We start from the raw sequence: 13452 nt of genomic DNA, 5'->3' as shown, positions 1-13452 counted from the left end.
TCAGCGGCGAGGCGCAGCCCGGCGCGCCGGGCCTGCAATGGCATACTGCGCGCCCGCAATTCCCGCCGCCGCACGGAGCCCGAATGATCCGCAGCATGACCGCCTTCGCCAGCGGCGAACGCACCACGCCCTGGGGCACGCTCGGCTGCGAACTGCGCTCGGTCAACCACCGCTTCCTGGAAATCGGCGTGCGCCTCCACGACGAACTGCGCTCGCTGGAGCCGCAGTTGCGCGAACGCATCGCGACCCGCGTCGCGCGCGGCAAGCTCGATCTCAGCCTGCGCCTGCGCGCACCGGAAGGCGGCGCAGGCCTGCAGCTGGATCCAACCCGCCTGCGCGAACTGAGCGAACTGGCCATCGACATGGCCGCGCGCTTTCCCGGACTGCACACCGATTTCACCCAGCTGCTGCAGTTCCCCGGCGTGCTGCAGGCGCCGGCGGCCGACGTGTCGGCGCTGCAGGAACAGGCGCTCGCGTTGCTGGACGAAGTCCTCGACGAATTCATCGCCTCGCGCGAACGCGAGGGCGCCAAGCTCGCCGCCGTGATCAGCGAGCGCGTCGACGCGATCGCCCGCATCGCCGGCGAGGTGCGCACGCTGATGCCGACGATCCGCGCCGGGCAGCGGCTGAAGCTGGAGACGCGCCTGGCCGAGCTGGCGCAGCCGCTGGAGCCCGGCCGGCTCGAGCAGGAGCTGGTGCTGTGGCTGCAGAAGCTCGACGTCGAGGAAGAACTCGACCGGCTCGAATCGCACGTCGGCGAGGCGCGCCGCGTCCTCAAGCTGAAGGAAGCCGTGGGCCGCCGCCTCGACTTCCTGCTGCAGGAATTCAACCGTGAGGCCAACACCCTGGGCTCCAAGTCCGTCGACGCGCGCAGTTCGGCCGCCGCGGTGGAACTGAAGGTGCTGATCGACCAGGTGCGCGAGCAGATCCAGAACATTGAGTAGCCGGGATTCGTGACTGGTGATTCGTGATTCGCAAGGGCCATGATCAGCGATTCCCGAGTACCGATACGCATCGCGTCTGTCGTTAACCGCCGCTTCTTCGAATCACCAATTACGAATCACGAATCACGAATCACGGCCCATGCGCGGAACCCTCTACATCGTCGCGGCCCCTTCCGGCGCCGGAAAATCCAGCATCGTCAACGCCGTGCTGGCGCGCGATCCGAACATCTGCCTGTCGATCTCGTTCACCTCGCGCCAGCCGCGCCCGGGCGAGCGTCATGCCGAGCATTACCACTTCGTCAGCGCCGCCGAATTCGAGGCGATGGTCGCTGCGGGCGACTTCTTCGAGCACGCGCTGGTGCATGGCGACTGGAAGGGCACGGCGCGGCAATCGGTGGAACCGCAGCTGGCGGCCGGCAAGGACGTGCTGCTGGAAATCGACTGGCAGGGCGCCCGCCAGGTGATGAAGAAGGTGCCCGATGCGGTGAGCGTCTTCATCCTGCCGCCCTCGCGCGAGGCGCTGGAAGAGCGGATGCGGCGACGCGCGCAGGACAGCGAGGAAACCATCCGCCAGCGCCTGGACGCGGCGCGCGAGGAGATGTCGCACTACACCGAGTTCGACTACGTGATCGTCAACGAACACTTCGACACCGCCGTCGACGAGATGTGCGCGATCTTCACCGCCAGCCGCCTGCGCCGCGAGGCCCAGGTGGCCCGCCATTCCCGCCTGATCACCCAGCTGCTGGCGGACGAGCAGGCGCCCGCGCGCCAGGACCGGTAGCGCGCCGACGGGCGCACTGGCCGCCGCAACCGCAGGAGCGCCCCAAAGGCGCGACCGGGCCGGCCCGTAGGAACGCCCCATGGGCGCGAACTCGTGGCCGATGCTGTCGGTTTATGCGGTCGCTCTGGCGATAAGTAACTGATTTGCAAGGACCGGCTTGCATCGGTGCCGCCCCGGCCCCTACAATCCACGCCCCCTCAAAGCCTGCATGGACGGCCACCGGCCGCCCGGAGTCCCCATGGCCCGCATCACCGTAGAAGATTGCCTGGAAGTGGTCGATAACCGCTTCGAACTCGTCATGATGGCCGCCAAGCGCGCGCGCCAGCTGGCCAACGGCGTCGAGCCGATGCTCGACAACAGCGAGGCCCAGGACAAGCCGACCGTGCTGGCGCTGCGCGAGATCGCCGCGCGCCGCATCGACACCGACTACATCGACGCCGTCGAGAAGTCCGAGCGCGAGCGCAAGGAGCGCGAGGCGCTGGAATGGGCCGCCGCGGAAGTGGTCGCCGACGACGACATGTCCAAGGGCGACGACTGATCCGACCGGCGGTAGGTCGGGCGACGTCCGAATACCCCATCCGATCCACAACGGCCCCGCCTCGGCGGGGCCGTTCGTTTTTGCACCCGTCCGGAGCAGGCGGAACCGCATTGCGCCGCACCCATCCCGCCCTTAGATTCCGATCATGACCCCCGCTTCGCCCGTGCTCACTCCGGCCCTCTCCGCTTTCGACGAAGCGGACCTGCCCGACTACGTGCGCGAGCTGGAGCAGGCGACGCATTACCTGCCCGAAGCGCAGCGCGGGCAGCTGCGCCGTGCCTGGCGCATCGGCGCCGCCGCGCACGCCGGGCAGACGCGCAAGTCGGGCGAACCGTACATCACCCATCCCGTCGCGGTGGCCAAGGTGCTGGCCGACCAGGGGCTGGACGTGGAAACGCTGGTCGCGGCGATCCTGCACGACACGCTCGAGGACACGCCGCTCACGCCCGAATCGATCACCACCGAATTCGGCGCCACCGTTACCGAACTCGTCGACGGCGTCACCAAGCTGGACAAGCTGCAGTTCCGCGACCGCCAGGAAGCCAACGCGGAAAGCTTCCGCAAGATGCTGCTGGCGATGTCGCGCGATCTGCGCGTCATCCTGATCAAGCTCGCCGACCGCCTGCACAACATGCGCACGCTCGGCGCGCAAAGCACCGAAGCGCGCCGCCGCATCGCCGCCGAGACGCTGGAAATCTACGCGCCCATCGCGCAGCGCCTGGGCATGAACCTGATCAAGGCGGAGCTGCAGGACCTCGGCTTTCGCGCGCTACACCCGTGGCGCCACGCCGTGCTGGAAAAGCGCATCCGCACCCAGCCGGTGATGCGGCGCGAAGCGATGGTGCAGATCGAGGCGCACCTCGCGCAGAAGCTGGCGAAGGAGAAGCTGCAGCACCGCCTGGTCAGCCGGGTGAAGTCGCCGTGGAGCATCTACAGCAAGATGCGCTCGGAGCACAAAAGCTTCACCCAGGTGATGGACGTGTTCGGCTTCCGCGTCGTGGTCGGCGCGGTCGCCGACTGCTACCACGCGCTGGGTGTCGTCCACGCGGCGTACAAGCCGCTGGATGCGCGCTTCCGCGACTTCATCGCGATTCCGAAGGCGAACGGCTACCAGTCGCTGCACACGGTGCTGTTCGGGCCGTACGGCTCGCCGATCGAAGTGCAGATCCGCACTGAGGACATGGATCTGATCGCCGAGCGCGGCATCGCGGCGCACTGGTCGTACAAGCACGGCGGCCGCGACATGCCCTCCAGCGCGCAGAGCCGCGCGCAGGGCTGGATCACCAGCCTGGTCGAATCGCAGCGCGCGACCGGCTCGTCGCTGGAATTCCTGGAAAACGTCAAGGTCGACCTGTTCCCCGACGAGGTCTACCTGTTCACGCCCAAGGGCGACATCCTCTCGCTGCCGCGCAATGCCACCGCGCTCGACTTCGCCTATGCCGTGCATACCGACGTGGGCAACCATGCGGTCGCCTCGCGCGTGGACGGCAAGCTCGTCCCGCTGCGCAGCAAGCTCGCCAGCGGTCAGCGCGTGGAAATCATCACCGCGAAGTCGGCCTCGCCCAAACCGCAATGGCTGGAATTCGTGGTCTCCGGCAAGGCGCGCACCTCGATCCGCCAGCAGCTCAAGCAGCTCGAGCACGAGGACGCGGTGCAGCTGGGCCATCGCATGCTCGACCGCGCGCTGGAAGCGCAGGCCACCTCGCTCGAGCGCGTGCCCGCGCCGCGCGTGGACGCGTTCCTCGCCGAGCACCGCTATCCGCGCCTGGAAGCGCTGCTGGCCGACATCGCGCTGGGCAACCGCATGCCGCAGCAGGTCGCGCAGGCCCTGGTACGCGAAGCCACCGCGAAGAAGACCCGCAAGGCGGCCCCGGAACCGGAGCCCATGCCGCGCCACGGGGACAACATCCTCATCACCGGCGCCGAGCGCGGCGTGATCAGCTTCGCCCAGTGCTGCCTGCCGATCCCGGGCGACGAGATCATGGGCTACCACACCACCGGCAAGGGCATCGTCGTGCACCGGCTGGATTGCCCGAACGTCGCCGAATACCGCAAGTCGCCCGACCGCTGGGTGTCGATCGGCTGGGACCGCGAGGTCACCGGCGATTTCCCCACCGCGATGCGCATCGAGCTGGACAACCGCCCCGGCGCGCTGGCGCAGGTGGCCGCGGCCATCGCCGAAGCGGAATCGAACATCGACCGCCTCGAATACATCGAGCGCGACACCAACGTGTCGGCGATCCGCTTCCAGATCGAAGTGCGCGACCGCAAGCACCTGGCCGAAGTCATGCGGCGTGTGCGCCGGCTCAAGGTGGTGCTGGGCGTGCAGCGGATCTGAGGGGCCGGAATTCGGGATTGGGGATTCGGGATTCGGGATTGGGGCTTCGTAAAAGCAAGTACGATTCCCGGATCCCCACCGCACCGGATTCCGACATGTCACGCGACATCATCCACACCGACCGCGCCCCCGCCGCCATCGGCCCCTATTCGCAGGGCGTGCGCGCCGGCGACACCGTGTACCTGTCCGGGCAGATCCCGCTCGATCCCGGCACCGGCCTGGTGATCGAAGGCGACATCGAGGCGCAGGCGCGACGTGCGTTCGAGAACCTCAAGGCCGTGTGCGAAGCGGCGGGCGGATCCCTCGACCGGATCGTGCGCGCCGGCCTGTTCCTCACCGATCTGGGCGATTTCGCCAAGGTCAACGCGGTGATGGGCGAGTACTTCACCGCGCCGTTCCCGGCGCGCTCCACCGTGCAGGTATCGGCCCTGCCGCGCGGCGTGCAGTTCGAAGTCGACGCGATCATGGTGCTCGACTGATCGCGTAGGCAGCGTCACCGGCGTCTCGCGCCGGGCCGCGCCTGCATCCCGACGACGCCCGCCGCACGTGGGCGTCGGCGTTTTTCAGCCGGAACGCACCGCCCGCGGCGCCACGCCGGTCCAGCGCTTGAACGCGCGGCGGAATTCGCGCGCATCCCGGAACCCGACCGCCGCGCCGACCTGGGCGATGCTCAGGCGCGGATCTTCCAGCAGGCGTCGCGCCGATTCGCTGCGCACGCGATCGTGGATCGCCATGAAGCTGGTGCCCGCAGCCTGCAGCTGGCGTCGCAGCGTGCGTTCGGTCAGATGCAATTCGGCGGCGATGTCGACCAGACGCGGGTTCTCGGACAGATCGCGGCGCAGCACGCGCTCGACCACGGCGACGATCTCGCTGCGTTCCTCGCCTGACGGCATCTGCGCATCGCACAGTGCGCGGACCTGCTGCGCCGACAGCGTGTTGTGCGCCGGCATCGGCGTCGACAGCCACGCGCGATCGATCACCACGCGATGCCGCGCGCAGTCGAAGCGCACCTCGCAGCCGAACAGATCGCGGTACGCCCGGGCATACCGCGGCGCCGGGTAAGCAAGCTCCACGACGCGCGGAGCGAACCGCGGACCGAGCAATCCCCGGCACAGCCCCAGCGAACTGGCGAACAGCTCCTCGCACAGGAACGGTTCGACTTCGCGGTCGTGTTCGTGGGTGCCGGCGATGACGGCGAGACCCTCGCCGTCCTCCTCGATCGCCAGCGCGACCATCGCGCCGGTGATCGGCGCGTAGTGGACGCCCAGGCGCAGGGCGTGGGCGAAGTCGGGCGCGGTGAGCATCGCCAGCCCGAGCAGTCCGAAGCTGCCTACGTCCTGCCGGGTCCCCAGCGCGAGGCCGTGGCCTTCGCCGGGCAGACTGCGCAGTGCGCGGCGGATGATCTGACTGGCCTGCCGGTACGACAGGTACGGCGGCGATTCGCCCGGTTCGACGGCGAAATGCGCGGGGCTCAGGCGCAGCCCGGCAAACCAGCCTTCGCACGGCACGCCCTGTTCGCGCGCCATCGCCACCAGGCCGGCGACGATCGTGCTCTTGATGCTGGCGGCGCTCAGGCGTGGGTCGCTGCGGTCGAATCCGTCGCCGTCCAGAGCGTCGACGTGCACGATGTCGGGATGCCGCATGGCCTGCATGGTTGTCCGGTTTGCCCCCCGCAGTATGCCGGCTTTGCCCTCCACCGCGTGTCCCGGTCGTCACAGACTGGCGGAATCTCATGGGGATGGGAGCAGGGCATGGCGGTGAAGTTGGCGAAGGGCCTGGTACTCGGACTGGCGTGCGCGCTGGTCGGCTGCCAGCCGCAGGGAACGCCGCCGAAGGCGGTCGACCGCGACTACCAGAAGGTACTGATCGAGCGCCTGCTGGATGCGAAACCCGGCGACGTCATCGAGATTCCCGCCGGCACCTACGCCTTCGACCGCAGCCTCAACCTCCGCGTGGACGGCGTGACCCTGCGCGGCGCGGGCATGGACAAGACCGTGCTCAGCTTCAAGGGACAGAAGAGCGGCGCCGAGGGCCTGCTGGTCAACGCCGGCAACTTCACCATCGAGAACCTGGCCATCGAGGACAGCAAGGGCGACGGCCTGAAGGTCAACGAAGGCGAGAACATCGTGATCCGCGGCGTGCGCGTGGAATGGACGCGCGGCCCGCACACCGACAACGGCGCCTACGGCCTGTACCCGGTGCAGACGAAGAACGTGCTGATCGAGGACTGCGTGGTGATCGGCGCCTCCGATGCGGGCCTGTACGTCGGGCAGTCGGACAACATCATCGTCCGCCGCAACCGCGTCGAGCAGAACGTCGCCGGCATCGAGATCGAGAACAGCACCCGTGCCGACGTTTACGACAACACCGCCACGCACAACACCGGCGGCATCCTGGTCTTCGACATGCCCAACCTGCCGCGCCGCGGACACAGCACGCGCGTGTTCAACAACCGCGTGGTCGCCAACAACACCGACAACTTCGCCCGCAAGGGCGCGGCGGTGGCGAGCGTGCCGGCGGGTTCGGGCGTCGTGCTCAACTCGGCGGACAAGGTCGAGATCTTCGACAACGACATCGCCGACAACGCGACGGCGAACGTGATCATCTCCAGCTACTGGTCGACCGGCTACATGAACAAGTACGGCGTGTCCAAGGACTACGACCCGTATCCGGAAGAGGTCTACGTGCACGGCAACCGCTTCAAGGGCGGTGGCGACTCGCCCGACGGACTCGACCTGAAGGCGCTGAAGGTGGCGATGTTCGGCCTGTCCGGCCGCCTGCCCGACGTGCTGTGGGATGGCTACGCGAATCCGAAGCGCAGCCAGGGGCCGCAGATCTGCGTCGATGGCGCGTCGGGTGTGCTCAACGCGGACGGACCCAACAAGTACAAGAATCCGGACCTGATGGGCGAGCGCATGCGCTGCACGTTGCCGCCGCTGCCGGAAATATCGCTGCCGGGCGCCACCGTGGCCACGGCCGCGAAGGCGGCGCGGGCGGCATGAGGCGGTCGGTTTTCGCAGGTCTCGTCCTGCTGGCAATGCTCTCGCTCGCCGCCTGCAGGCAGGAACCGCAGCCGGTCGCCTTCCACGCGGAAGGGTTGCCCCAGCGCCTCAGCGACTGGCATGTGCTGATCGCCGATGGCCAGCGCCTGCGGCTCAATGGCGGCGTCGAGCCCTATGCGCTCAACACCGCGCTGTTCAGCGACTACGCGCACAAGCTGCGCACGATCTGGATGCCGAAGGGCGTGCACGCAACGTACCGCGCGAACGAGGCCTTTGACTTCCCGGTCGGCACCATCATCAGCAAGACGTTCTACTACCCGCGCTTCGCCGGCAGCCGCGACGCGGTGGTGCAGGTGGCCGAGCAGCGCGGCGAGAGCCGCGAGGGGCTCGACCTCGCGAAGATGCGTCTGATCGAAACGCGCCTGCTGGTGCGTCGCCGGGACGGCTGGATCGCGGTGCCGTACGTGTGGAACGCCGGGCAGACCGAAGCCACGCTCGCGCGCGCCGGCGACAGCATCGCGCTGGAAATGCTGACGCCCGGCGGCAGCCGCGCGCAGCAGTTCAATTACATGGTGCCCGACGAGAACCAGTGCGCCGGCTGCCACGACACCGACAACCGCAAGCGCGCGATCCAGCCGATCGGGCCGCGCGCACGCCACCTCAATCGCGACGATCCCTGGCATCCGGGCGAGAACCAGCTCGCGCGGATGGCGGCGACGGGGCGCCTGACCGGCCTGCCCGCGGACGGCGTGCCGCGCAACGCGCGCTTCGACGATCCGCAGGCGTCGCTGGATGCGCGTGCACGCGCCTACCTCGACATCAATTGCGGCCATTGCCATAGCCCGCGCGGTGCCGCCGACACGTCCGGACTGTGGCTCGATGCGGCCAATCGCGATCCGGTCCACCTGGGCCTGTGCAAGCCGCCGGTGGCGGCGGGCCAGGGCACGGGCGATCACATGTTCGATATCGTGCCGGGCAAACCGGAAGACTCGATCCTCGTCTACCGCATGGACAGCCTCGATCCCGGCGCGATGATGCCGGAGGTCGGTCGTGCGACCGTGCATGAGGAAGGCGTCGCGCTCATGCGGGACTGGATCCGCGTCTGGGTCGGCACCTGCAGCGAGGGGGCCGTCGCGGCACGCCAGGGGTTGTAGATCGTCGCGGCGCGTGGCGTCGCGGCATGCAGCGTTTCAACGGAGTCTTTTGGGGAGAGTTCCGATGTCACCAAGCAAGAACCGGCTCGCCGTCGCGCTGGCCTACGCATTGTTCGGCTGCGCCACGTTGGGCATCGTGCCCGCGTCCGCGCAGGAAGCCGCGCCGGCGCAACGCACGGCCACCGACCTGGATGCGATCACCGTCACCGCGCAGAGCCGCGAGCAGGAACTGCAGGACGTGCCGATCGCGTTGCAGGTCGTCGACGAACGCCTGCTCGACGATGTCGCCGCCGAGGACCTCGGCGATATCGACAGCTTCGTGCCCGGATTGAAGGTCAACAGTCTGCAGCCCACGCAACCGAGCTTCCAGCTGCGCGGCATCGAGACCGACGACTTCGGCATCGGCACCGATCCTGCCGTCGGCGTGTACGTGGACGGCGTGTACGCCGGGCGCGGGGGCGGCGTGCTGCTGCCGTTCACCGACGTGCAGCGCATCGAAGTGCTCAAGGGGCCGCAGGGCACGTTGTTCGGCCGCAATACCGCCGCCGGCGCGATCTCAATCATCACCAACCGCCCCGGCGACGAGACGCATGCGAGCGGCAAGCTGCGCCTGGGCAACGACAACAAGACCTACGTCGAGGGCATGGCGAACATCGCCGTCAGCGAGAACTCCGCGTTCCGCTTCAATGGCCTGTTCAACCACAGCGACGGCTGGCTGCACGATGCGGTGACGGGCGAGGAGCTCAACCCCGACAACAACTGGGCCACGCGCGCCGCGTTCCAGACCCGCTTCGGCGACGACACGCGCGCGTGGATCGCGTGGGATCATGAGAGCCTCGACCAGAAGGGACAGGCGACCACCGGCATCGTCGCGGTGCCGGTGCTGCCGGCATTGCCGACGGCGCCGGCGGACAGCGATGCCTTCCTGGATCCGCTGGATGTGCCGACGGCCTCCGATGCGGCGAACGGTGAAACCCGGGAGTTCGACGGCGTGACGCTCATCGTCGACCACAACCTGGGCTGGGGCAGCCTCACCTCGACCACCGCGTGGCACCAGTACGACTCGTTGAACCGCGTCGAGGAGGACGGCACCAACCTCAGCTACCTGTATGTCGACTCCACCAACACCGAGAGCAACGAGAACTTCTACCAGGAGTTCAAGTTCAGCGGCAGCACCGACCATCTCGACTGGATCGCGGGCGTCAGCTATTTCCAGGAGGAAGCCGGCCAGACCAGCGAAGTCAACGTGCTCACCGATTCGGTCGACACGCTGGCGCAGAACCTGGGCCTCGCGCCGCCCGGCGGGCTGTTCGGGCCGGTCAGCGACCTGGCCAATTTCTTCGGCATTCCGGTGAACCTGCGCGGGCTGCCGTGGAACGAGAAGTTCGTCAATTCGCTCGACACCAAGGCCTACGCCGCGTTCGGCGACGTGATCTGGCGCGTCAGCGACAAACTCAACCTCACCGCCGGCCTGCGCTACACCCGCGACGAGAAGGACTTCACCTGGTTCAACGACCTGCGCAGCGCGCCCGAGCTGGACGCGCAGCTCGACCTGCTGGATGCGCTGGGCTTCTTCGATGCGATCGGGCTGCCGAAGGAAACGTTCGTCTTCGACGTCGCCTTCGTCGATCCGCCCGCGGTGATGAACAAGGGCGTGCTGAACCGCGCGAAGAAGTCCTGGGACGACTGGAGCCCGCGCCTGGTCGCCGACTACCACTTCACCGACGACCTGATGGGCTTCGCCTCGCTCGCTAAGGGCTACAAGGCCGGCGGCTTCAACGCGCTGCAGATCGGCAGCGAGTTCGAGAACGAGGACGTGTGGAACTTCGAGACCGGCATCAAGCACGCCCTGCCGGAATACCGGCTGGCCTACAACGCCTCCGCGTTCTACTACGTCTACAGCAACCGCCAGGCGGTGACGCTGGACATGTCGACGAGCATTCCGCGTTTCGTCGTCAACACCTCCGACCAGGAAGCCTGGGGCGTGGACTTCGACCTGCGCTGGCAGGCGACCGACGGGCTCGGCTTCGACTTCAACGCCGAATATCTGGATTCGAGCTACAAGGATTACGTCAATCCGCAGGGCGTGGATCTGGGCGGGCAGCCCACCGGCGCGCCGGCGTGGTCGTTCTCGGCCGGCGCCAACTACGTCTGGCGTCTGGCGGAGAAGGGCGATGTGCGTGCGGCGATGCGCTATTCCTACGTCGGAGATTGCCGCGAGAACGACGAGTCGGAAACGCAGCTGAGCTGTGGCCGTTTCGGCGCGATCGACATGGGCGAGGCGCAGCAGATCCTCGACGCGCGGATCGGCTGGACCTCGCCGAACGGCCACTGGAACTGGGCCGTGTACGGCAACAATCTGCTCGACAACCAGTACGTGAACTCGCTGGGCACCTACGGCCTGACCGTGCTGGGTACGGTGGGCGCGCGCGTCACCGAACCGCGCAGCTACGGCGTGGAGGTCGGCGTGAAGTTCTGATGGGCTGCGTGCGGCGCGATCCGCATCGGCCGCCCTGGACCCGGCGTTGCGCGCCGGGTCCCTTTTTATTTGGCGGGCGATCCCGGCATGCTGTAGCGATGCCGATGCGCACGATTCGGAACGTCGTCGACCTCCAGAAGCGGCCGATCACCAGCCTGCCCGGGGCAGGGCCGCGTGTGGCCGAAAAGCTCGCGGCGCGCGGCTTGCTGACCGTGCAGGACCTGTGGCTGCACCTGCCGCGGCAGTACGAGGACCGCACCGCGCTGACGCCGGTGCGTGCCCTGCAGGCCGGCGTTCCCGCGCAGGTCGAAGGCCGCGTGCAGGCTGTCGAGCGTGGCTTCCGCTACCGCCCGATGCTGCGCGTGGCGATCGGCGACGATTCGCACGCGACGCTGGTGTTGCGCTTCTTCCATTTCCGCGCGGCGCAGGCGGCGCAGTTCACGCCCGGCACGCGCGTACGTTGCTACGGCACGCCACGCCTGGGCCAGCAGGGCCTGGAGATGGTGCATCCCAGCTACCGCATGCTGGGCGACGACGACGAGGCCGAACTCGGCAGCGCGCTCGATCCGGTGTATCCGGCGATCGAGGGCGTCGGCCCGGCCTCGTTGCGCAAGCTGGTCGGGCTCGCGCTCGATCGCCTGCCGCAGGACGATTCGCTCGAGCTGCTGCCGGCCGCCTTGCGCGAATCGCTGCGCCTGCCGTCGTTGCGCAGCGCGCTGCTGACCGTGCACCGGCCGCAGGCCGGCGAGGACGTCGCGGCTCTCGTGGCCGGGCGCCATCCGGCGCAACGACGCCTGGCGCTGGAGGAATTGCTCGCGCATCACCTCAGTCTGCGCCGCCAGCGTCTCGCGCAACAGGCGCATGCCGCGCCGGCGCTGCGCAAGGCGACGCTGGCGACGAAACTGCGCAAGGCGCTGCCGTTCGAACTGACCGGTGCGCAGCAGCGCGTGTTCGCCGAAATCCGCGCCGATCTGGGCAAGCCCGTGCCGATGTTGCGGCTGGTGCAGGGCGATGTCGGCAGCGGCAAGACGGTGGTCGCCGCGCTGGCGGCGATGCAGGCGGTGGAAGCCGGCAAGCAGGCCGCGCTGATGGCGCCGACCGAACTGCTCGCCGAGCAGCACCTCAACAACCTGCGCGGCTGGCTGGAGCCGCTGGGTGTGCGCACCGCCTGGCTCGCGGGCAAGGTCACCGGCAAGGCGCGCAGCAAGGTGCTGGAGGAAGTCGCTTCCGGCGCCGCGCAGGTCGTCGTCGGTACGCATGCGCTGATGCAGGAAGGCGTCGCCTTCAACGACCTCGCACTCGCCATCGTCGATGAGCAGCACCGCTTCGGCGTGCACCAGCGCCTGGCGCTGCGCGACAAGGGCACCGGCCGTGGCGGCAACGGCGACAGCATCGTGCCGCACCAGCTGGTGATGACGGCCACGCCGATCCCGCGCACGCTGGCGATGGCCGCGTACGCTGACCTCGACGTGTCCGCGATCGACGAACTGCCGCCGGGACGCACGCCGGTGCAGACGGTGGCGCTCAGTGCGGAGCGTCGTCCCGAACTCGTCGAACGCATCCGCGCGGCATGCGCCGAAGGTCGCCAGGCCTATTGGGTATGCACGCTGATCGACGACAGCGACGAAGTGGTGGCGCAGGCCGCGCAGAGCACGTACGAGGACCTGTCGAAGCAACTGTCGAAACTGCGCGTCGGCCTCGTCCACGGCCGCATGAAGGCGGCGGAGAAGCAGGAGACGATGCGCGCCTTCAAGGACGGCGCGATCGACCTGCTGGTCGCGACCACGGTGATCGAGGTCGGCGTCGACGTGCCCAATGCCTCGCTGATGATCGTCGAGAATGCCGAGCGCCTCGGCCTGGCGCAGCTGCACCAGCTGCGCGGACGGGTGGGGCGGGGCAGTGCGGCGTCGAGTTGCGTCCTGCTCTACCAGTCGCCGCTGTCGCAGCTGGCGAAGCAGCGCCTGGAAACCATGCGGCAGACCCACGACGGCTTCGTGATCGCCGAAAAGGACCTCGAATTGCGCGGTCCGGGCGAACTGTTGGGGACGCGCCAGACCGGACTGGCCGGCTTCCGCGTCGCCGACCTGGCCCGCGATGCCGACCTGCTGCCGCTCGTGCACCAGGTCGGCGGTGAACTGCTGGCCGATGCGCCGGAACTCGCCGAGCGCATCATCGCCCGCTGGGTCGGTGGCGCCGCGCGCTATGCCTCGGCATGA

At 68.4% G+C, this 13452-nt stretch carries 10 protein-coding genes; 9 read left to right on the top strand and 1 reads right to left on the bottom strand.

The genetic code is table 11. The features are described 5' to 3' along the window. Positions 1-83: 83 nt before the first annotated feature. The 5 genes from ACFPN1_RS08625 to ACFPN1_RS08605 all read left to right on the top strand — a co-directional run bounded on the left by ACFPN1_RS08625 (position 84) and on the right by ACFPN1_RS08605 (position 5080). Positions 84-944: a YicC/YloC family endoribonuclease gene (locus tag ACFPN1_RS08625; RefSeq protein WP_386754469.1), complete on the top strand. Its 861-nt coding sequence runs from the start codon at positions 84-86 to the stop codon at positions 942-944. A 139-nt stretch (positions 945-1083) separates the two neighbouring features. After that, a complete protein-coding gene (gene gmk / locus ACFPN1_RS08620) occupies positions 1084-1725 on the top strand; it encodes a guanylate kinase (RefSeq protein WP_386754467.1) in 642 nt (213 codons plus the stop codon). Positions 1726-1963: 238 nt separating this feature from the next. Next, on the top strand, positions 1964-2263 hold the full coding sequence (gene rpoZ / locus ACFPN1_RS08615; protein WP_386754466.1) for a DNA-directed RNA polymerase subunit omega: 300 nt from the start codon (positions 1964-1966) through the stop codon (positions 2261-2263). Positions 2264-2408: 145 nt separating this feature from the next. Further along, the gene (locus ACFPN1_RS08610; protein ID WP_386754465.1) at positions 2409-4601 is read left to right on the top strand and encodes a RelA/SpoT family protein; all 2193 of its coding nucleotides are present in this window, start codon (positions 2409-2411) and stop codon (positions 4599-4601) included. Between the two features lie 95 nt (positions 4602-4696). Continuing rightward, positions 4697-5080 (top strand): RidA family protein, encoded by a 384-nt coding sequence (locus tag ACFPN1_RS08605; RefSeq protein WP_386754464.1) that lies wholly within the window; start codon positions 4697-4699, stop codon positions 5078-5080. An 84-nt stretch (positions 5081-5164) separates the two neighbouring features. Here ACFPN1_RS08605 and ACFPN1_RS08600 read toward each other — a convergent pair whose 3' ends face one another. After that, on the bottom strand, positions 5165-6244 hold the full coding sequence (locus tag ACFPN1_RS08600) for an AraC family transcriptional regulator (RefSeq protein WP_386754463.1): 1080 nt from the start codon (positions 6242-6244) through the stop codon (positions 5165-5167). Between the two features lie 108 nt (positions 6245-6352). Between ACFPN1_RS08600 and ACFPN1_RS08595 the strand changes: the two genes are divergently transcribed. From ACFPN1_RS08595 to recG, 4 genes are all read left to right on the top strand, one after another. Next, positions 6353-7603 (top strand): parallel beta-helix domain-containing protein, encoded by a 1251-nt coding sequence (locus tag ACFPN1_RS08595; RefSeq protein WP_386754461.1) that lies wholly within the window; start codon positions 6353-6355, stop codon positions 7601-7603. Then, complete coding sequence (locus ACFPN1_RS08590; protein WP_386754460.1) at positions 7600-8757, top strand: SO2930 family diheme c-type cytochrome; 1158 nt, start codon at positions 7600-7602, stop codon at positions 8755-8757. The genes ACFPN1_RS08595 and ACFPN1_RS08590 overlap by 4 nt, the downstream gene beginning before the upstream one ends. A gap of 64 nt (positions 8758-8821) precedes the next feature. Beyond that, a complete protein-coding gene (locus tag ACFPN1_RS08585) occupies positions 8822-11236 on the top strand; it encodes a TonB-dependent receptor (protein ID WP_386754459.1) in 2415 nt (804 codons plus the stop codon). A 98-nt stretch (positions 11237-11334) separates the two neighbouring features. After that, positions 11335-13452 carry an ATP-dependent DNA helicase RecG gene (gene recG / locus ACFPN1_RS08580; protein WP_386754458.1) on the top strand — a complete coding sequence of 706 codons (2118 nt, stop codon included), beginning with the start codon at positions 11335-11337 and terminating at the stop codon, positions 13450-13452.

It is taken from the genome of Lysobacter yangpyeongensis, from assembly GCF_042655745.1.
Lineage (GTDB): Bacteria > Pseudomonadota > Gammaproteobacteria > Xanthomonadales > Xanthomonadaceae > Agrilutibacter > Agrilutibacter yangpyeongensis.
The sequence above is the reverse complement of the archived record's forward strand: the minus strand, read 5'-3'. Positions and strand labels throughout refer to the sequence as shown.

Bases quoted from the DNA above. Each gene is read 5' to 3' on its own strand.
- ACFPN1_RS08605 (WP_386754464.1), top strand. From the start codon at position 4,697: ATGTCACGCGACATCATCCACACCGACCGCGCCCCCGCCGCCATCGGC.
- ACFPN1_RS08600 (WP_386754463.1), bottom strand. From the start codon at position 6,244: ATGCGGCATCCCGACATCGTGCACGTCGACGCTCTGGACGGCGACGGA.
- rpoZ (WP_386754466.1), top strand. From the start codon at position 1,964: ATGGCCCGCATCACCGTAGAAGATTGCCTGGAAGTGGTCGATAACCGC.
- ACFPN1_RS08610 (WP_386754465.1), top strand. From the start codon at position 2,409: ATGACCCCCGCTTCGCCCGTGCTCACTCCGGCCCTCTCCGCTTTCGAC.
- ACFPN1_RS08585 (WP_386754459.1), top strand. From the start codon at position 8,822: ATGTCACCAAGCAAGAACCGGCTCGCCGTCGCGCTGGCCTACGCATTG.
- ACFPN1_RS08590 (WP_386754460.1), top strand. From the start codon at position 7,600: ATGAGGCGGTCGGTTTTCGCAGGTCTCGTCCTGCTGGCAATGCTCTCG.
- gmk (WP_386754467.1), top strand. From the start codon at position 1,084: ATGCGCGGAACCCTCTACATCGTCGCGGCCCCTTCCGGCGCCGGAAAA.
- ACFPN1_RS08595 (WP_386754461.1), top strand. From the start codon at position 6,353: ATGGCGGTGAAGTTGGCGAAGGGCCTGGTACTCGGACTGGCGTGCGCG.
- recG (WP_386754458.1), top strand. From the start codon at position 11,335: ATGCCGATGCGCACGATTCGGAACGTCGTCGACCTCCAGAAGCGGCCG.
- ACFPN1_RS08625 (WP_386754469.1), top strand. From the start codon at position 84: ATGATCCGCAGCATGACCGCCTTCGCCAGCGGCGAACGCACCACGCCC.